15 protein-coding genes are annotated in these 18,424 nt (G+C 39.5%); 10 read left to right on the top strand and 5 right to left on the bottom strand.

Annotation, left to right across the window (positions count from 1 at the left end):
- Positions 1–44: 44 nt before the first annotated feature.
- The gene (locus R8N23_RS13805; RefSeq protein WP_318172193.1) at positions 45–590 is read left to right on the top strand and encodes a DUF4136 domain-containing protein; all 546 of its coding nucleotides are present in this window, start codon (positions 45–47) and stop codon (positions 588–590) included.
- 35 nt (positions 591–625) lie between these two features.
- Here the strand turns inward: R8N23_RS13805 and R8N23_RS13800 are convergent, their stop codons facing one another.
- Both R8N23_RS13800 and R8N23_RS13795 read right to left on the bottom strand, forming a co-directional pair.
- Positions 626–1,468 carry an IS3 family transposase gene (locus tag R8N23_RS13800; protein WP_318169925.1) on the bottom strand — a complete coding sequence of 281 codons (843 nt, stop codon included), beginning with the start codon at positions 1,466–1,468 and terminating at the stop codon, positions 626–628.
- Positions 1,469–1,491: 23 nt separating this feature from the next.
- Positions 1,492–1,926 carry a helix-turn-helix domain-containing protein gene (locus R8N23_RS13795; protein ID WP_318169924.1) on the bottom strand — a complete coding sequence of 145 codons (435 nt, stop codon included), beginning with the start codon at positions 1,924–1,926 and terminating at the stop codon, positions 1,492–1,494.
- 152 nt (positions 1,927–2,078) lie between these two features.
- Here R8N23_RS13795 and R8N23_RS13790 point away from each other — a divergent pair, with 152 nt between their 5' ends.
- From R8N23_RS13790 to R8N23_RS13780, 3 genes are all read left to right on the top strand, one after another.
- Positions 2,079–2,687 carry a fumarylacetoacetate hydrolase family protein gene (locus tag R8N23_RS13790; protein ID WP_318172192.1) on the top strand — a complete coding sequence of 203 codons (609 nt, stop codon included), beginning with the start codon at positions 2,079–2,081 and terminating at the stop codon, positions 2,685–2,687.
- Complete coding sequence (locus tag R8N23_RS13785; protein ID WP_318172191.1) at positions 2,674–4,554, top strand: M23 family metallopeptidase; 1,881 nt, start codon at positions 2,674–2,676, stop codon at positions 4,552–4,554. The genes R8N23_RS13790 and R8N23_RS13785 overlap by 14 nt, the downstream gene beginning before the upstream one ends.
- 195 nt (positions 4,555–4,749) lie before the next feature.
- Complete coding sequence (locus tag R8N23_RS13780; RefSeq protein ID WP_318172190.1) at positions 4,750–5,919, top strand: aspartyl protease family protein; 1,170 nt, start codon at positions 4,750–4,752, stop codon at positions 5,917–5,919.
- Positions 5,920–5,927: 8 nt separating this feature from the next.
- On the opposite strand, the gene R8N23_RS13775 is transcribed toward R8N23_RS13780, so the two are convergent.
- From R8N23_RS13775 to R8N23_RS13765, 3 genes are all read right to left on the bottom strand, one after another.
- The gene (locus R8N23_RS13775) at positions 5,928–7,112 is read right to left on the bottom strand and encodes an aspartate aminotransferase family protein (protein WP_318172189.1); all 1,185 of its coding nucleotides are present in this window, start codon (positions 7,110–7,112) and stop codon (positions 5,928–5,930) included.
- 64 nt (positions 7,113–7,176) lie between these two features.
- Entirely contained in the window at positions 7,177–8,136 is a 960-nt protein-coding gene (locus R8N23_RS13770; protein WP_318172188.1) for a transketolase family protein, read from the bottom strand.
- A 13-nt stretch (positions 8,137–8,149) separates the two neighbouring features.
- A complete protein-coding gene (locus tag R8N23_RS13765; RefSeq protein WP_318172187.1) occupies positions 8,150–9,001 on the bottom strand; it encodes a transketolase in 852 nt (283 codons plus the stop codon).
- A 198-nt stretch (positions 9,002–9,199) separates the two neighbouring features.
- Here R8N23_RS13765 and R8N23_RS13760 point away from each other — a divergent pair, with 198 nt between their 5' ends.
- The 6 genes from R8N23_RS13760 to R8N23_RS13735 all read left to right on the top strand — a co-directional run bounded on the left by R8N23_RS13760 (position 9,200) and on the right by R8N23_RS13735 (position 18,379).
- Complete coding sequence (locus R8N23_RS13760) at positions 9,200–11,242, top strand: carboxy terminal-processing peptidase (protein WP_318172186.1); 2,043 nt, start codon at positions 9,200–9,202, stop codon at positions 11,240–11,242.
- Between the two features lie 5 nt (positions 11,243–11,247).
- A complete protein-coding gene (locus R8N23_RS13755; RefSeq protein WP_318172185.1) occupies positions 11,248–12,054 on the top strand; it encodes an alpha/beta hydrolase in 807 nt (268 codons plus the stop codon).
- A 31-nt stretch (positions 12,055–12,085) separates the two neighbouring features.
- A complete protein-coding gene (locus tag R8N23_RS13750) occupies positions 12,086–12,535 on the top strand; it encodes a hypothetical protein (RefSeq protein WP_318172184.1) in 450 nt (149 codons plus the stop codon).
- A 110-nt stretch (positions 12,536–12,645) separates the two neighbouring features.
- Entirely contained in the window at positions 12,646–13,668 is a 1,023-nt protein-coding gene (holA, locus tag R8N23_RS13745) for a DNA polymerase III subunit delta (RefSeq protein ID WP_318172183.1), read from the top strand.
- A gap of 81 nt (positions 13,669–13,749) precedes the next feature.
- On the top strand, positions 13,750–16,716 hold the full coding sequence (locus R8N23_RS13740) for a tetratricopeptide repeat protein (protein WP_318172182.1): 2,967 nt from the start codon (positions 13,750–13,752) through the stop codon (positions 16,714–16,716).
- Positions 16,709–18,379: a TonB-dependent receptor gene (locus R8N23_RS13735; RefSeq protein WP_318172181.1), complete on the top strand. Its 1,671-nt coding sequence runs from the start codon at positions 16,709–16,711 to the stop codon at positions 18,377–18,379. The genes R8N23_RS13740 and R8N23_RS13735 overlap by 8 nt, the downstream gene beginning before the upstream one ends.
- Positions 18,380–18,424 lie beyond the last annotated feature (45 nt).

Genomic DNA, 18,424 nt, shown 5'->3' with positions numbered 1-18,424 from the left:
TCGTAATCACAAAATCAATCTATTACTATTAAAAAAATAAAATTATGAAATCAATTAGTTTGTTGTTAGCCGCAATGGCTATCTCTGTGGTGTCATTTTCTCAAGTCAAGAGTGATTATAACAACGATGCTGACTTTTCAAAATACAAGACGTACACGTTTGCCGGATGGCAAGAGGATAGTGAAAAGCAAATCAATCAATTGGACAAAGATCGGATTCAAAAAGCGATTCGCGCAGAATTTGATAAGCGAGGTATGGAATTCGTAGAATCTGATGGAGATGCGATTATCACGCTTTTTATTGTTTTCGACCAAAAGACGAGTACTACTGCTTATACCAACTACAATGGAGGTATGGGATATGGCGGCCGATGGGGCTGGGGATACGGTGGAATGGGAAGTTCAACTACCACCTATTCTGAAAGCGATTACATTGAAGGGACCCTAGTGATTGATATGTATGATAGCGAGACCAAGGATTTGCAATGGCAAGGAATCATAACATCGACCGTAAAAGACAATCCAAAGAAAAGGGAAAAAACTATTCCTAAGAAAATAGCCAAACTGATGAAGCAGTATCCCAGTGACTAGTCCTAAATAATCGTTACAGATTTTAGGATAAAATATTAGATAGCATCGGGTTTTAGCTCGGTGCTATTTTTGTTTCTATAGTTTCTAATCTTGACCTTGTCTTGCTGATGCATAAATGCCGGGGTATTCATCCAACAGCTCCAATGAGGTCGATCATGGTTGTAGATATAAATACTCTGCTCAATGAGTTTGTCCATTAGTGCTACATCTGATGTGGTGATCCCTAAGATAAATTCATGTTTCAATATCCCATTCACCCTTTCGGCTATGGCATTTTGATATGGGTCATAGCTTTCGGTCATGCTGCACCTTATATTATGATTGTTAAACACCTGTTGATAGGCATCGCAACAATACTGCAATCCTCTGTCTGAGTGATGGATCAACTTTCGCTCAGGATATATACGATTGGCAATAGCCATATTAAGGGCTGATATTGCACCTGAAGCATCCAGACTTTTCGATACATCAAAGCCCATGATCCGCTTTGAATAAGCGTCTGTGACCAACGATAAATACATCGGATTTTTCCGTGTTCCAATGTAGGTGATATCCGATACCCATACTTGCTCAGGCCTTTGTATGGAAAGCCCATCAATAAGGTTTTTATGTTTTCTAAATCGATGATGAGAGTCAGTAGTGATATGATATTGTCTCTTAGGTACGATCTGAAGATGATTTGCTTTCATAATAGCAAATAGCCTGTCTCTTCCAACTCCCAGCGGCTGAAGTTCATCATAAAGTAAATGATACAACTTTCTGGTACCTATACGAGGCATTTTCATACGCACCTTTTCAACCATAACTACTACCTTGGTGGCTATTTCTTGCTTTTGTTTACTTCTTCTGATAGAGCGGTAATAGATTTGCCTATTCATCCCCAACAGTCTACAGATCTGGGTTACCCCTTCTTTTTGTTCAACCTTGAATCGATCAACTGTTGGGGTAAAGACTTTTTTCTGATGGGGAGTTTGAATTCTTCTTCGGCTATGTCGATCATCATATCAAAGAAAATGGCTTTCTTATCTGCGTTTTCAACCTGCTGTTCAAGCTCTTTTTTTTGCTTTTCCAACAGCCGTACTTTCTGCTCAAGTTCGTATAGTTTTTGGTCTTTAGATTTTGGCATCCGAAGTGTTGATTTATTGACCCAATCAAAGTTACCAAATTTTCGAAGCCAATTGGTAACTGTAGAGTGTGACTGAATACCATACTTGCGAGCGGCGGCTTTTATGCCTAACTCTCCGCTTTCAACTTCTGACACAACTGACAATTTAAAAGCGTAGCTGTAGTCCTTCTGTGTTCTTTTAACATACTTGTTCTCTGTGAGTTCGTTCATAACGTCGTTTTTTGTGTAACGCTATTTCAGGACGGGACACAGAAATAATTAAAAAAAATCCCCAAGATATTGGGGATTTTTTTTATCTCCTATTAGATTATGCTTCGCATTAATCTATCTTCACAATTTAATATCAGATTGAATTAGTAGAAATGAAGATACTGGCCATAGGAAGAAATTACGCCAAGCATATAGAAGAGCTAAACAACGAAAGGCCAGACGAGCCGGTGGTGTTTAGCAAACCCGAAACAGCTATTCTCAAAAACAATGCGGCTTTCTACCATCCTGATTTTTCGAATGACATCCATCACGAAGTCGAGATCCTGGTGAAAATTTGTAAGGTTGGAAAAAATATTGATGAAAGATTCGCGCATAAATATTATGAAGAAATCGGAATAGGAGTAGACTTCACAGCCAGGGATCTTCAATCCAAGGCTAAAGCCAAAGGCCTACCATGGGACCTGGCTAAAGGTTTTAATGGATCTGCACCTATATCCAACTTTGTACCTAAATCTAAGTATGACTTGTCTAATCTCAATTTTAGTCTCAAAAAAGACGGAGAGGATGTGCAAGTAGGAAATACTTCGATGATGCTATTCAGTATCGATTATATTATAGCCTATGTGTCTAAGTTCTTTATGTTGAAAAAAGGAGACATCATTTTTACGGGCACGCCTGAAGGAGTAGGGTCAGTAAAGATCGGGCAGCGACTAGAAGCATTTATTGAAGGTGAAAAAATGATGGATTTTGAGATTAAATAAACTTCTCTTCGCTCTTGTGTTCTTTGGTGCAGAAGCAATCGCACAAGTAGCTCCACAGCGGGGTGATTTTATGTTTCCGGTCCGACCAAAACAAGAAAACTATCTGGCGGGCACCATGGCAGAACTCCGGTCTTCTCATTTTCATTCAGGTTTGGACATCAAAACCAGCGGGATCACAGGATTACCAATCTATGCCGCAGCAGATGGATACATTCAAAGAATAAGAGTGGCACTGGGTGGTTATGGTAATGCGCTTTATCTGGTTCATCCAGAAAATGGAACTGTAACTGTTTATGCTCATCTTAAGTCATTCAATGAAGACATTGCAGACTATGTAAGGAAGCAGCAGTACGCAGAAGAATCTTTTGCAGTAGATCTCTATCCTGAAAAAAATCAATTCCTATTTAAGAAAGGAGATGTCATTGCACTCTCGGGCAATTCAGGATCTTCTTCTGGGCCGCATTTACACTTTGAAGTTCGGAATTTGAGACATCGTGCCCTGGATCCGCTTGAATATGGGTTTGAAGAAATTGTAGATAAAACACCGCCGGTTTTGGCCTCAGTGGCTTTTGTTACCATGGATGAGCATGCAAGAGTGAATGGTATGTGGGGGAGAATTGAGTTTGATGTCATCACCGATGAAAATGGTAATGCAAGCATAGAAGAAGGTATTTCTCTTTTTGGCAATATTGGAATTGAAATTTATGCCTATGACAAATTCGACGGTGCTAGAAATCGAAATGGTATTCGGTACCAAACCATGCTTTTTGACGGAAAGCCAGCCTTTACTCAACGCATAGATCAACTCAGTTTTAGTACCCAAAGAAATATCCTGGTACACACCAACTACAAAAGATCCAGGGAAGGCGGAAGAAGGTTTAACAAGCTCTATAAAGACACTGGTAACAAATTATCGTTCTATGCTACGAATGATCAATCGGGTCTGCTGAGAATATTTGATCCCATGGAACATCAAATTGACATCAGATTGGAAGACGCTTATGGGAATATCAATCAGGTCAATTTAAAGATCAATGACAATGGGTTTGAACGGAGTCGGGACTGGAAACACACCTATGCGTTAGACAATGAAGGATTTGATTTGTTTAAACACTGGCTCGAGATAGAAAGTGTAGAAGGTTATTGTGATGCAAATTTTTATGTAAATGGAGAGAAACAAACGGTGGGCATGGCCTACTATACCAATACTAGCCATCATTTTTTATGGGATCTTCGGAAGGGATTACCAGATTCAGCCCAGTTGTGTGGTAAAACCTACGATTTTAATTTAGTTGAAAGTATACCGTCAGAACAGAAAATGAAATGGGAAGGAGAGGATATCAAGATATCATTCCCAAAATATTCGCTGTTTGATACCACCTATTTGCGCTACGAAAAAACCGAAAGGAGCGGGTTTGAAGTTTTCGATCTAAATAATAGGACCACACCATTAAGGCAATTTGCGACTGTTTATTTGAAGCCTGAAGGCGTATATGATTTAATAAAGTCGGGTGTATATTCCATAACTAGTAAAAATCAACTAGGCTTTGTAGGTGGAGAATGGGAAGGAGATGAATTAGTTTTCAAAACTCGTGATTTGGTACCCTTCACCATTGCTACTGACTCTATTCCACCCAAGATAATAAAGAAGCCTTCACGGGCAGGACGGGTGAAATTCAAAATAGAGGATGAAATGTCTGGCATACACTCAGTGAGAGCGACGCTTGATGGTGCCTGGTTGTTGATGAATTATGATGCCAAGTCTGGTTATATCTGGTCCGATGAAACCGTAGAAATTACTGGCCAATTTTCTCTGGCTGTGAAGGACAATGCAAGCAATATTTCTCGCTTCGAAGCGACCTTTTGATTTTTTTGGCATAATCTCTGATTAGTAAGCTCAAATTATGCCTAATTAAAAGGTGGCGTGTTTTGATATTCCGCTATTTGAGATTAATTTCATGCACTTATGACAAATCAGGGATTCGGTGCTGCATTTTTAATCATCAACCTGAATAAGGCACAAGGTAATTTTGATTTGATCACTTCTAAAAACTATTAAATAATGAAAAGAAAAATAGGAATAGCAATAGCAGCAGTACTTTATGCTGGTGTAGCATTGGCTCAAAAGCCAGTAGCAAGTTTTCCTTTTGAACAATATGGCTCTCATTCGTTCATTAAGGTTAAGGTCAATAATTCAGAGGAATTGGATTTTATTTTTGATACCGGAGACGGTTTGACTGTTCTCAACATTGATAGAGCTAAAGAGTTAGGAATGACCTCAGGCTCGAATGCGACTACTACAAGTGCCGAAGGTACCATTAGTGGTAAATTGGTTAAGCATAATGAGTTAACTGTTGGAGGAGCACCGGTACATAATATTAAGGTGTATGAGACTTCTTTGAATCACCTAGAAATCAGTATTGGAAGAAACATAGATGGAATCATTGGATATGACATTCTGAACAATTATGTAGTGTCTATGAACTTTGATGATATGATGATTGAACTCTATGATCCTAATAAGTACAAGTACAAGGGCAAAGGAAAAATGATGAGTATTAATTTGACCTCATTCATCCCGCATATTGCCGGACAAGTGACCTTAGCTAATGGCGAAAAATTGGCCGGGGAGTTCTTTGTTGATACAGGAGCGAAGGCTACTGTAGATTTCAACACGCCATTCGTAGAAACCAATGAATTGGCCTCAAAAATTGGAGATAGCTATATCTATTTAGTAGCAGGTCTGGGTGATACAGAATATGAGCACCATAGAGGAAGAGTTAAATCTTTTGCATTCGAAGGGTTCTCTTTTGATAATATGCCAGTAGGATTGAGTCATGCTAAGCATGGAATCCAAAACCATAAAAAAGTATCAGGCATTATAGGTAGTGGTGTATTGAGTAGATTCAATATTGTATATCACTACAAAGACAAAAAGATGTACTGGGAGCAAGCTAAATCTTATGGAGATGCTTTCCCTGTAAATGCTTCAGGTATCGAGTTGCAATTGAGCAAGGATAAGTCAGAGGTGTTGGTGCATAAAGTATTTGATAACAGCCCGGCTTATGAGGCAGGCGTAGAGGTTGAGTCCGTAATTGAATCAGTTGATGGCGAAAGCGCTACTGAATTAGGTCTGGCTAAGTTGAGAGAAATATTCGCTCAAGATGGAGAGAATGTGATTGTAACTATCAACGGAGAAGAGATTGAATTGGAGCTAAAGTCTATGCTGTAATTAGATAATTAGCCCACATCATCAATGGCTTGCAAAATTTTATTGCAAGCCATTTTTATTTCTTCTAATGTGATGGTGAGAGGGGGAGCGATCCTCATTGAGTTATCGCAAAATAAAAACCAATCAGAGAGTATGCCTTCATCAAGTAATTGGTGAATCACTTGATCCAGATATTCGAAAGATTCAAACTCAACAGCCATCATCAACCCTTTGCTTCTTACTTCTTTGATCTTTGAATGCTTGAGTAACGAAAGGAATAATTCAGCTTTTTCTGCTACAGATGCTATGAATTTTTCTTCTTGTAGAACCTTTATGGTTGCTAGAGAGGCCGCCGCACTCACAGGATGGCCGCCAAAGGTGGTGATGTGACCTAAGATGGGATCATGAGTTAAAACATTCATGATTTCTTTTGATGAGATAAATGCCCCAATTGGCATGCCGCCACCCATTCCTTTGGCACAAAGTAAAATGTCGGGAGTAACACCGTAATGTTCAAAAGCCCAAAACTTACCTGTACGTCCAAATCCGCATTGTATCTCATCCATGATTAGAAGGGTACCAGTCTCGTTACACTTTTCTCTTAGTGCTACAAAATAGGCACTATCCGCACATCTTACTCCTGCTTCGCCTTGAACGGTTTCTATAATGACCGCAGCCGTATCTGTGTCAATCACATCCAGGTCTTCGGATATTCCGAATCGAATCTGATGTATGTCTGGTAGTAATGGTCTAAATGGGGATTTCAACTTTTCATCTCCGGCTATTGACAAAGCACCGGACGTCGATCCGTGGTAGGCATTGTCAAATGATATTATTTTTTTTCTACCCGTATGTCTTTTGGCGAGTTTCAGGGCGCCTTCTGTGGCTTCACTGCCCGAGTTGACCAGAAACACATTATTCAGATGATTAGGTAGAGTTTCGGTAATCGCATGGGCGAGTTGAACCTGTGGAGCTGTTACAAACTCTCCATAGACCATCACATGCAAGTGCTTATCAACTTGCGTTTTTATGGCTTCAATCACTTTGGGGTGTCGATGACCGATAGAACTTACTCCGATACCAGAAATAAGGTCTAGATAGGCTTTGTTATCCTTGTCATACATGTATACACCTTCTGCTCTTTCGATTTCAAGAGAAAGTGGAAACTCAGAAGTTTGACCCAGGTGTTTGAAGAAGAGTTGTCTGTTGTTCATAAATAAAAAAGCTGCCTAAATTTAATATAATTCAGGCAGCTCAGTGATATTGTTGTTACTAGTCTTAAGCGTTCTTTCTGGCGATCGCTTTTTTAGCTGAGTCCACAATGCTTTCAACGCTCAAGCCATATTTGGCTAAAAGCTCTACTGGCTTTCCACTTTCGCCAAACGAATCATTTACACCCACAATTTCTAAAGGCTTAGGTGTGTTTCTAGCTAGGAGGGAAGCGATGCTTTCTCCAAGTCCACCAGCAATCTGATGCTCTTCAGCAGATACAGCACAACCCGTTTTAGCTACAGATTTCAATACTGCCTCATCATCCAAAGGTTTGATTGTGTGAATATTGATGATTTCTGCAGAAATGCCTTGTTCAGCCAATACAGCTTCAGCTTCGATAGCCAACCATAACATGTGGCCTGTAGCGAAAATTGACACATCTGAACCTTCAATGAAGTTGATGGCCTTGCCAATTTCAAACTTCTGATTAGGATCTGTGAAGATCGGCCATGCTGGACGACCGAATCTCAAGTAGGCAGGGCCTACATGATCTACTAAGGCCAAAGTAGCCGCCTTCGTTTGGTTGTAATCACATGGATTGATTACTGTCATATGAGGCAGCATCTTCATCATTCCGATGTCTTCAAGCACTTGGTGTGTAGCACCATCTTCTCCAAGTGTTAAGCCTGCATGAGAAGCACATATTTTCACATTCTTTTCAGAATAGGCGATCGACTGTCTGATTTGATCATAAACTCTACTGGTAGAGAAGTTGGCAAATGTACCGGTGAAAGGAATCTTGCCACCAATGGTCATACCTGCAGCAATACCCATCATGTTGGCTTCTGCGATACCTACTTGAACAAATCTGTCAGGAAATTCCTTGATGAAATCTCCCATTTTCAATGAGCCAATTAAATCCGCGCAAAGGGCAACCACGTTGGGATTCTTTTGTCCCGCTTCTAATAAGCCAGCACCAAATCCTGATCTTGTGTCTTTTTTTTCTGTGTATGTATATTTAGTCATCGTCAGTCAAGATTTAGTAATCACCTAAAGTTTCTTCCAATTGAGCCAAAGCCTTTTGCAAGTCTTCGTCGTTCGGTGCTATACCGTGCCATTTGTGTGTGCCTTCCATGAAGTCCACACCAGCACCCATTTCTGTTTTCATCAGAATCAAGATTGGCTTTTCTTTCTTAGAAAGTGATTTGGCCAATTTTAGGTTAGAAACAATGTCTTCCATTTCATTTCCATTGGCTTCGATCACTGTCCAACCAAAGGCTTCCCACTTGGCTTTTAAGTCGCCCATGTCATTGACTTCCGAAGTAGGTCCGTCGATTTGCTGACCATTGAAATCTACGGCTGCAATAAGGTTATCCACTTTGTTACTAGCAGCAAACATAGCCGCTTCCCAGATTTGGCCTTCTTGCAACTCACCGTCACCCATTAAAGTGAAAACCGTTGATTTGTCGCCATTGATCTTTTTAGTCAAGGCAGCTCCTATAGAAACTGATAATCCTTGTCCAAGAGAGCCGGATGCAATTCTGATTCCTGGAAGTCCCTCTTCAGTGGCAGGGTGCCCTTGCAAACGTGTATCCAATTTTCTAAAAGTCGCTAGTTCTTTTACATCAAAGTATCCGCTACGTGCCAATACGCTGTAAAATACAGGCGATATGTGACCATTCGACAAGAAGAATAAATCTTCATTTTTGGCATCAGGATTGAAACCTTTGTCGTGATTCATGATGTGAAAATACAAGGCTACCAAATAGTCGGTACAGCCTAAAGAACCGCCCGGGTGACCGGACTGTGCGCCATGGACCATACGTACGATGTCACGTCGGACTTGGCTTGCGATTGATTTTAATTTTTCTATGTCTGGATACTTATCCATGGGAAAGAGATTTTTGACGCGAAGATATAATAGAAAGCAGTGAGATGCCAGATGAAATGAAAAGATATCCTAAGATTCTTGCCCACATGGTTTGCCGCCTAAATAAAATGAAGACAAAATACACCCCAATGCCTCAAATTATCGTTGATATATTCCATATTTACCAATAGGATTTGGGAAAGAAAAATTGAATCTAATATGAATTTGAAGGAATTGAAGAAGTTATTTATTGTAGGGTTGTTGGGATTGGTTGCCTTTTCGTCTCAGGCATTTGTACTCAAGGATTCAGTTACGGTATTAGAGCCAGCCGAAAAACACGCCATGGAAATTGGGCTCACTATGGATATTTTGAATAGGTATCACTACCTCAAAATTGACATGAATGATTCCCTGTCCGGAGTGGTATTTGACAATTTTTTATCTTCTTTAGATGATAACAGAACTTACTTTTCAAAAGCAGATGTTGATTACTTCTCTAAATATAAATATCAACTAGATGATGACTTAGAGGCGCGTAATGTGGACGTGGCTTTTCAAATATTCAGAATCTTCAGAGAACGAGCCAATTCAAGAATTGACTATATCCAAACTTTAATAGACGGTGGGTTTGATTTTAGTAAGGACGAATCCATTGACCTTTCGGATGAAGAATTGCCTTGGGCTTCGAATGAAGCCGAAATCAACGAACGTTGGAGGAAAATTATAAAAAGCCAGGCTTTAAGTCTGAAACTCTCCGGTAAGGATGAAGAAGGTATAAAAGAGACACTCACAAAAAGATATCAACGCTATCGTAAAGGCATCAACCAGTACAATTCTGATGATGTTTTTCAATTTTTCATGAATGCGGTAGCCGAAACCTACGATCCGCATACCAATTATTTTTCACCGATCTCTTCTGAGAATTTTAATATCAACATGAACCTTTCCTTGGAGGGAATAGGCGCTCGATTGACCCAGAGTATGGACTACACGGTAATCAATGAAGTAATTGCGGGTGGGCCAGCATATAAAAGCAAGCAATTGCATAAGGATGATAAGATCATTGGTGTAGCTCAGGGAGAAGAAGAGTATGTAGATGTGATTGGCTGGCGATTACAAGATGTGGTGCAATTGATTCGGGGACCAAAAGGAAGTAAAGTAAGGTTGCAGTATTTGAAGCATGGTGAAGAGACTGTGGTGAAAGAGGTAAGTATCATCAGAGAAAAAATTAATCTGGAAGATGAATCTGCCAAGGCAGAAATGATTCCTATTTCTAAAGGAAACAAAGTGTATAATCTTGGGGTGATTACTATTCCAAGTTTTTACATGAATTTTGAGGAGGCCAGGAACGGCGATCCAAATTACCGAAGTGTTTCAAGGGACGTTGAAAACCTGATCAAAGATTTGCAATCAAAAAATGTTGATGGGATTATGATTGATCTCCGATATAATGGAGGGGGAGCGTTGCCCGAAGCCATTAATTTAACTGGATTGTTTATTGATCAAGGGCCTGTGGTTCAGGTAAAGCACAGCAATGGCAAGATTGATGTTCAAAGAAATAGTAATGCAGGAGTTTTTTACGACGGGCCATTGGCAGTTTTGGTGAATAGATTCTCCGCTTCTGCTTCTGAAATATTTAGCGCAGCTATTCAAGATTATCACAGAGGAATTATTATTGGTGAAACTACCTTTGGTAAGGGTACAGTTCAGCAAATGGCTGGCTTCAATCGTTATTATCCCAATTACCCGGAAAGCATGGGTAACTTGAAATTTACCCTGTCAAAATATTATAGAGTATCAGGAAGTAGTACCCAGAATATCGGCGTGTCTCCAGATATCGAATTTCCGTCGGCCTTTGATGCAGAAGAATTTGGTGAAAGCTCGAGACCCAATGCATTGAAGTGGGATCAAATCATTTCATCCTATTATCAGCCAACGAACACCATTTCTGATGATATAATTGAAAATTTAAGATCCCTTTACAAGGAAGATTTGAAAGTAGATGTGGATTTAAAGAATCTCCAAAAGGATATTGCTAAAATGAAGGCCAATCAGGAAAGAAATGAATTGTCCTTAAACCTCGAGGCAAGGAAAGCTGAACAAGATAAAAATGAAGAAGAAAGTGATCTCCAAAAGAAACTTTCGGAATCAGCAGGTAAAATCTATCAGGAGTACAGCACGTCAGAGGAAGATCAGAAAAAGCTCAGAGAGGATCCTTATTTGAAAGAGGGGCTTAGATTATTAGCTGAGTTGGTCAAATAGACAAGATGAATTACACGTCTCTAGGGATTGGACTAGCGATAGTATTTTCGTTGTTCTTGTTGTACAACTTATTTTTTGTGCTCTTTTACGAGAACGTCCTTTTTCAAGGGGATGAGTTGAACGAAGATCATGCATTTGATTTCAAATTCCCCTATGAGGAAGTGTCGATAGATACGGAAGACAATGCGCGATTGCATGGCCTACTTCTAAAAAGTGATTCTTCAAAAGGGCTTATTCTATACTTTCATGGTAATAGAGGAAATCTGGAGCGGTGGGGTCAAATAGCCAATGATATCCGAAATGGATACAATTATGATGTGTTGGTTATGGATTACCGTGGATACGGAAAGAGTAGAGGCAATCGTAACGAGCAGGCCCTATATCAAGATGCTACCGTTGTGTATGATTATGCTATTCAACAATTAGGGTATGATCAAATTGTTATTCACGGGAGATCTCTGGGGACCGCCATTGCCACTTATTTAGCGGCTGACCGAAAGGCTGCGCATTTGATTCTTGAGACGCCAATGACTAATATAAGAGCAGTGATTCCAGTGCTTGATTTCTTGTTATTTAAAAAAGCATGGTTGCGGTATGAATTCAATTCCTTATCCAGAATTGATGCAATTTCTTGTCCAATCACCATACTTCATGGCACAGATGATCGCATCGTTCCTTATGATTTGGGGTATCAATTGTACCTGGGTATTGACCAGCCCAATAAAAAAATAATTACAATAAATCAGGGTAAGCACAATAATTTGGATACTTTTGAAATATATCAGCAAGCTATGGAACGAATTTTGAAATAACGCCGAGGTGTTCCATTGGCTCTTGCTTAGTATGAATAGACGAATAGTAGCATTTCTTTTTTTCTTGACCATTAGTTTTTCGCTTTGTGCGCAAGACGTTACGATTTACAATAGTCCTCACAATCTGGACAATACCATTTCCAAGCTTTACTTCAGTATAGATAAAAATGGGTTTTCCTATATCAACACAGAAGAATATAAAGCCAGTCCAAGAGGTTCCAATGGACTGTTCAAGGGTCGAATCCAAGTGATTAGTTTTGAAACTGATGAGGTGACGCAGTTAGCTTCTTGTGAGCCAACAGTCATGCTTGAAGTGCCATTCAAAATTTTGGTTTGGCAGGATGGCGACGATACTTTTATTGCTTTTACAAATGCCATGAATTTGAAGCATAGGTACATGATTCGTGGCTGTGATGAGATCATTCATGAAATCAACAAATCTCTCATTCGAGTAGTTAACGACGCTATTCGTACCAATTAATTTTTTTGACCAATTCTATTCATTGTTCTGCAAAACAGAATGTTTAATTACTGCACTTTCTGTGATTAATTTCATTTATTTGCCAAGTCAGAATTTAATCAAAAATAAGCGTGGCCGTTACCTATCAGGACATCCTAAGTAATCTTAAGAATAATCAATACGCTCCTGTATATTTTTTACAGGGAGAGGAGTCTTTTTTTATCGATGAGGTGATCAAATACATTGAGAAGCATGCCATGGATGAAAGTCTCCGCAGCTTTAATCAGGTGGTGGTCTATGGTAAGGATGCCAATATTCCAGATATTCTGAATCATGCTAAAGGATTTCCTATGATGGCAGAGCGCAAGGTTGTCATCATTAAGGAAGCGCAAGAAATTGCCGGGTTCAACAAAGAAGAGAATGAAAAAATGCTTCTGAACTATTTGGAAAACCCCCAACCATCTACTGTGCTAGTGTTTGGCTATAAGTACAAAACACTTGACAAACGAAAAAAAATAGGTAAGAGTATAGATCAAAAGGCTGTACTCATGACGGCTACAAAGTTCTATGATAACCAGATTCCAACCTGGGTAGAATCCTTTGTGAAATCTAGAAATCGTCAAATTGACCAGAAGGCCTTGCAGTTGATTGTGGAGAATATTGGGAATAATCTCACACGAATCGCTAATGAGATTGATAAGCTACTGATCAACATAGGTGACGAGCCGAAGATTACTGCAGAGCATGTCTATAAAAATATAGGGATTAGTAAAGAATATAATGTCTTTGAACTTCAGAAAGCATTGTCCTTTAGAAATGTAATGAAGGCCAATGAGATTATTCATTACTTCAAATCCGACCCGAAGTCCAATCCTATCATTCCTATTATAGCGAATTTGTTTTCTTTTTTTAATAAACTATTGCTGTTGCATCACTCCAAAGACAAGTCAGAGAAACATTTGGCATCTTTATTGGGAGTTCATCCATTTTTCGTGAAAGAATATATTATGGCCGCAAAAAATTACCCTTTGGCAAAGGTAGTGGCCAATGTCAGGCATTTGAAAGTGGCAGACATGAAATCAAAGGGGATCGATTACCCTAGTCAGCCAGAAGGTGAAATATTGAAGGAATTGATTTTTAATCTGATCCATTAATTTCACTGTTTGAATTTAATAGTATCGACTATTGGACGTTATAGCTTAATCTATCTGTTAAAAGAATTAAAATATTCTACATTGAATTTACTGAATCCCAAACAACTTTCGTTCAGTCTGCTGCTTATCTCCCTGGTTTTACTTGGTCTGAGCGGTTATGCTCAGCCTATTTTGGATTTGCAACAACGATTCAATCATGCGAAAGATTTGTATCAAAGAGAAGCGTACAAGGCCGCAAGAGTTGAATTTAGCAAAACATTAATTGAACCTTATTTAGCGGAATCGAGCTACTTTTTAGCATCCAGTGCCATTAGGGCTGATCATGCGGATGGAGAGCAACTTATGAATGACTTTGTGAGTCAATTTCCGTTTCATGTTTATGCTCAAAACGCATTCTTGGATATTGCTGACTTCTATTATGGAAAAGGAGCGTATGAAGATGCACTGGCTAACTTCAATAAATTTGATGGCCATCTAAGTGCGGATATTTTATTCAAAAAGGGATACTGCGAATTCTATCTAAATAAGTATGACCAGGCATTGGCCACTTTCAAAAAACTGGAAGGGAGCTACTCGCCAGCTCAAAATGATGCCGCTTACTTTCAGGGTTATATTTATCACAGTCGTGGGGACGTCAAAACATCCTATAAGTTTTTGAAAGAAGCATTTGAATCTCAGCAGTATAGAAAACCAGCGATGGAATTGTACGCCAGTACACTTTATCAAAACGGTCAGTATCAGGAATTGATTCGATTGGTAGAGTCCGAACTCACCCCGGTTGACAATGGTGTAGTGCTGAATTTTTTAGCAGATTCTCAGTATGCTCTGGAGAAGTATCGCTCGGCTGCTGGAAGTTATAACGACTTGTTTAATTCTTATGCTAAGCATAGAAATGAAAGAAACTATTTCCGTGCCGGTTACAGTAGTTTCAAAATTGAAAATAAAGATGATGCCATCCAATACCTGAAAAGATCGGCAGTGGCTGACGATAGTGTAGGGGCTTATGCTTCTTACTATTTGGGCGTCATTTATACGGAGCAGAAAAATTGGCATTTTGCCATCAGTTCATTTGAGAATACTGCGAAGTATCCTACCGTCATTCGAGAAGATGCTTTGCTTCACCAAGCCCGAGGTTTGATGCAGCTGCCTAACTATCAAGAGGCTATTGAAGTGTTGAATATTTACTCGGCTTCTTATCCTGCTGGAAGATTCAAATCAGCAGTAAAGGAAATGCTGGGGGTGTGTTATGCTCAAACCAATGACTATGATCTGGCCATACAACATATTGAAGAGTTGGACCGATTGACTCCGGAATTAAAACAGACCTATCAAAGGGTATCCTTTTTGAAAGGTGTGAATTTATTTAACGACAAGAAATTTGAATTAGCGGCAGAAGTATTTCAAAAATCTCTTATTTATAATGAAGATGCTGGCCTGACCCAACAGACCTACTACTGGATGGGAGAAGCATTGACTTTGTTGGATCAGCAAGATGAGGCGCTGTTTTATTATAAGTCGGTGAGCCAGCAGCCAAGCGTAGAAGTCTATTTGAAATCCATTTACGGTAAGGCCTACTCGCACTTCAACCTTAAGGACTATGCCAGTTCTGTTGCTGCATTTAGAAAATTTGAATCTCAGTATACCACTGCAGTCAATAGAAAATATTTGACGGATGCCTTACTCAGGATGGGTGATTGTTATTTTGTTTTAAAGGAATACCAGCGTGGTATAGAGTACTATACAAAGGCTGAAAAGGAAGGAAATAGAAACAAAGACCATATATACTTTCAGATTGGTTTGTTGAACAGGTATTTGGATAAGGAGGTAATGGCTAAGCGGTATTTCAGCAAGCTGATTAAAGAGCTTCCTAACTCTCCCAAAGCAGATCATGCTTATTTTCAAATGGCCCAAATGGATTTTGAAGCTGGAAAGAGCAAAGAAGCGGTGGAGTCTTATCGTTTGTTTATGATGAAATACCCATCTAGCGATTTTATACCTTTTGCTTTATTGAATCAAGCGGTAGCCTTTGATAATGAAGGACAAGTGGAATCCAGTATTTCGAACTACAAAGAAATTTTGGATAGATTCCCGAGACATCAGACGGCCAACAGTGCTTTGTTGGGCTTGCAGGATAAAAGCACTGCAGGACAATTTGATTCATTCGATGAATATCTGAAAAAATATAAACAAGCGAACCCGAATAGCGAGGCACTAGAGAATATTGAATTCGAGTCGGCCAGAGCCAATTATTATAGCCAGCAATATGAAATGGCCATAAAGGGACTAGAGGACTTCGTGAAGGTTTATCCCAATAGCTCACTCATTACAGAATCTCAATACCTGATCGGTGACTCATACTACAGGCAAGAACATTACGAAAAGGCACGGGATAACTTCAAGAAAATTGAAAGTTTGGTGGATTTCTCTAAATATCCAAGGGTATTGTATCGTTTGGCCACTATAGAGAGCCTTTTGGGGAATTTAGATACCGGAAATGCTTATTTCTACAAATTGGCTGGTGCCTCTAGATCCTCACGAAATATAATCAAAGTAGATGCTGGTTTGATGGAAAATCACTTTGCTGCCTCGCAATATGATTCAGCTATTCATTTTGGCAATGAGTTGCTGAATAACCCTAAAGCTGGTGTATTGGTGAGCGCTCAGGCCAATTTGATCATTGGAAAGTCTCAATATGAGAAGGATGATTTGGAAGCCGCACTTCAGAATTTTTTACCGCTAGTTAGTAATTCGCCAGATGAGAGAGGAGCGGAGGCTTATTACTACATCAGCAAGATTTATTATGATCAAGCCAAATATGACCGAGCTTTGGAGAGTTTGTTTATTCTGACTGATAATTTCAAAACTTATGAAATTTGGCTAGGCAAGGCCTATCTACTAATGGCTGATATATACATTGAAACAAATGAATTGTTTCAGGCGAAAGCAACGCTTAATTCGTTGATTGAGCATTCTACTTTACAAGAAGTAACTGCCGTGGCTAAGGCCAAATTAAAACAGATTGAAGATTCCATTGATTCAAATGAATAAGGTAAGAAGTATGAAAATGGTAGTCAAAAATATTGTACTGGTTGGTTTCATTTTGGTGTTAAGTCAACTGGCAAAAGCCCAATCAGCCGATGAGCCAGATGGAGAAGTCCAAGATGCCGAAATCCTTATTGAGAAGGAAAGAAAAATCGAACTCAGCAAAGAAGTCAAATTGTATGAGTTTATCAAATGGAAACCCGAACGCATCACTCCAGTTTCTGATCCGAGTTATTTTAAATGGTATGTTTATGACGTAGCCAATGAGCCTATGCAGTTTGAGCCGGCAAAAGCTACTGTGGATCAAAAGGGAAATAGCTATCAGCATTATGGAAAAGTAGGTTTTGGCAACTACGCATCGCCTCTGGTAGATGTAAGTCTAAACTCACTAGATGATCCCAACCGAATAATAGGTCTGAATGTAAAACACGAGTCCTTTGCAAAGGGAGAAGTGGACGATGAAAACAGCGCGTCTGCTGCTTCGGAGGTAAACCTTTATGGGGTACTGATTGGAGAGCAGGTGAAATTGGAGTCTGCGATAAATTATCGGTTAGAAAACAACTACTACTATGGCTACCCAACCGGAACGTTCGTAGACCAGGCGGATATTAAACACAACGGAAACTTTCTGAATCTTGGTCTCTCAGGAAGAGATATGGAATCTGAAGATAGCTGGGCTTACCAGGCAGCACTAAACTTCAAACACTATTCGGACAACTTTGAAGCCAGGGAAAATACACTAGCGTTTGATCTTACAGGCAGCTACGAAGAAAACATCTATCTCGATGCAGAGGTTAAATTATCTGGATACAAAGACAATGGTATAGATGAATCCAGGGCTTACTTCAGATTGAACCCCTATTACCGGTTCATGTTGAATGAATTGACGTTGGATGTCGGTTTATCGTTTAGTGTGCAGAATGATGATTTGCCAGATCTGAGTTCCAGCAAAATTTTCCCTTTTGCAAAAGCCAGTTATGCCTTGAGTCCTGATTATAGCGTTTTTGCCCAGTTGGATGGAGGGTACACTTTTAATTCTTTGTATGCCTTTGCTACGGACGTTGGGATACTCAATCAGTCGGTAGGAATAGCCAACTCAGAACGTTTATTTGATTTATCTGGAGGGATTTCTGGAAAGCCAGCTGATCGCTTGAGCGTGAGTGCTGAAGTTGGATTTCAATCGATTAGATATTTGCCTATACTGGTGAATAATGTAACGGATCAATCCAGGATGGATATTACCTATGATGTGGAAGAATCGAAAGTTTTTACTTTCAAAGGAGTTGTCCAATATGAAATCAATGATCAGCATCAGGTGTCTGCTGGATTAAACCTATTTGGATATTCTTCAGACGGTTATGATCAGATCTATCACAGGCCTACTTCTGAGCTATTGATATCCGGAGATCATCAAATTATTCCTAAATTAAACGCCAAATGGAACTTCACTCTGATCAATGGGATTGTGGGGCAAGATTTGTCATTGACAGATGTGGATGTACCCTTAGATGCTATACCCAAACTTGATCTAGGGTTGCACTATCAAATCAAGGAGCAATGGGGAATATTTTTATCTGGAGAAAACCTGATCAATAAAAATTATTCCAGATATCTACATTATCCACAGCGAGGCATTCAGATCAAAGTGGGTGCAACATTCAGACTCTGATTTTTCGCAGCTTCTTAACTGCGTTTACTTGACTTTTTCTTCTTT

This window comes from Reichenbachiella sp. (genome assembly GCF_033344935.1).
Taxonomy (GTDB): domain Bacteria; phylum Bacteroidota; class Bacteroidia; order Cytophagales; family Cyclobacteriaceae; genus Reichenbachiella.
Note: the sequence above shows the minus strand (reverse complement) of the source record. Positions and strands in the feature narration are given on the sequence as shown.

Bases quoted from the DNA above. Each gene is read 5' to 3' on its own strand.
- R8N23_RS13765 (WP_318172187.1), bottom strand. From the start codon at position 9,001: ATGGATAAGTATCCAGACATAGAAAAATTAAAATCAATCGCAAGCCAA.
- R8N23_RS13760 (WP_318172186.1), top strand. From the start codon at position 9,200: ATGAATTTGAAGGAATTGAAGAAGTTATTTATTGTAGGGTTGTTGGGA.
- R8N23_RS13775 (WP_318172189.1), bottom strand. From the start codon at position 7,112: ATGAACAACAGACAACTCTTCTTCAAACACCTGGGTCAAACTTCTGAG.
- R8N23_RS13800 (WP_318169925.1), bottom strand. From the start codon at position 1,468: ATGAATAGGCAAATCTATTACCGCTCTATCAGAAGAAGTAAACAAAAG.
- R8N23_RS13790 (WP_318172192.1), top strand. From the start codon at position 2,079: ATGAAGATACTGGCCATAGGAAGAAATTACGCCAAGCATATAGAAGAG.
- R8N23_RS13770 (WP_318172188.1), bottom strand. From the start codon at position 8,136: ATGACTAAATATACATACACAGAAAAAAAAGACACAAGATCAGGATTT.
- R8N23_RS13755 (WP_318172185.1), top strand. From the start codon at position 11,248: ATGAATTACACGTCTCTAGGGATTGGACTAGCGATAGTATTTTCGTTG.
- R8N23_RS13750 (WP_318172184.1), top strand. From the start codon at position 12,086: ATGAATAGACGAATAGTAGCATTTCTTTTTTTCTTGACCATTAGTTTT.
- R8N23_RS13780 (WP_318172190.1), top strand. From the start codon at position 4,750: ATGAAAAGAAAAATAGGAATAGCAATAGCAGCAGTACTTTATGCTGGT.
- R8N23_RS13795 (WP_318169924.1), bottom strand. From the start codon at position 1,926: ATGAACGAACTCACAGAGAACAAGTATGTTAAAAGAACACAGAAGGAC.
- R8N23_RS13805 (WP_318172193.1), top strand. From the start codon at position 45: ATGAAATCAATTAGTTTGTTGTTAGCCGCAATGGCTATCTCTGTGGTG.
- R8N23_RS13735 (WP_318172181.1), top strand. From the start codon at position 16,709: ATGAATAAGGTAAGAAGTATGAAAATGGTAGTCAAAAATATTGTACTG.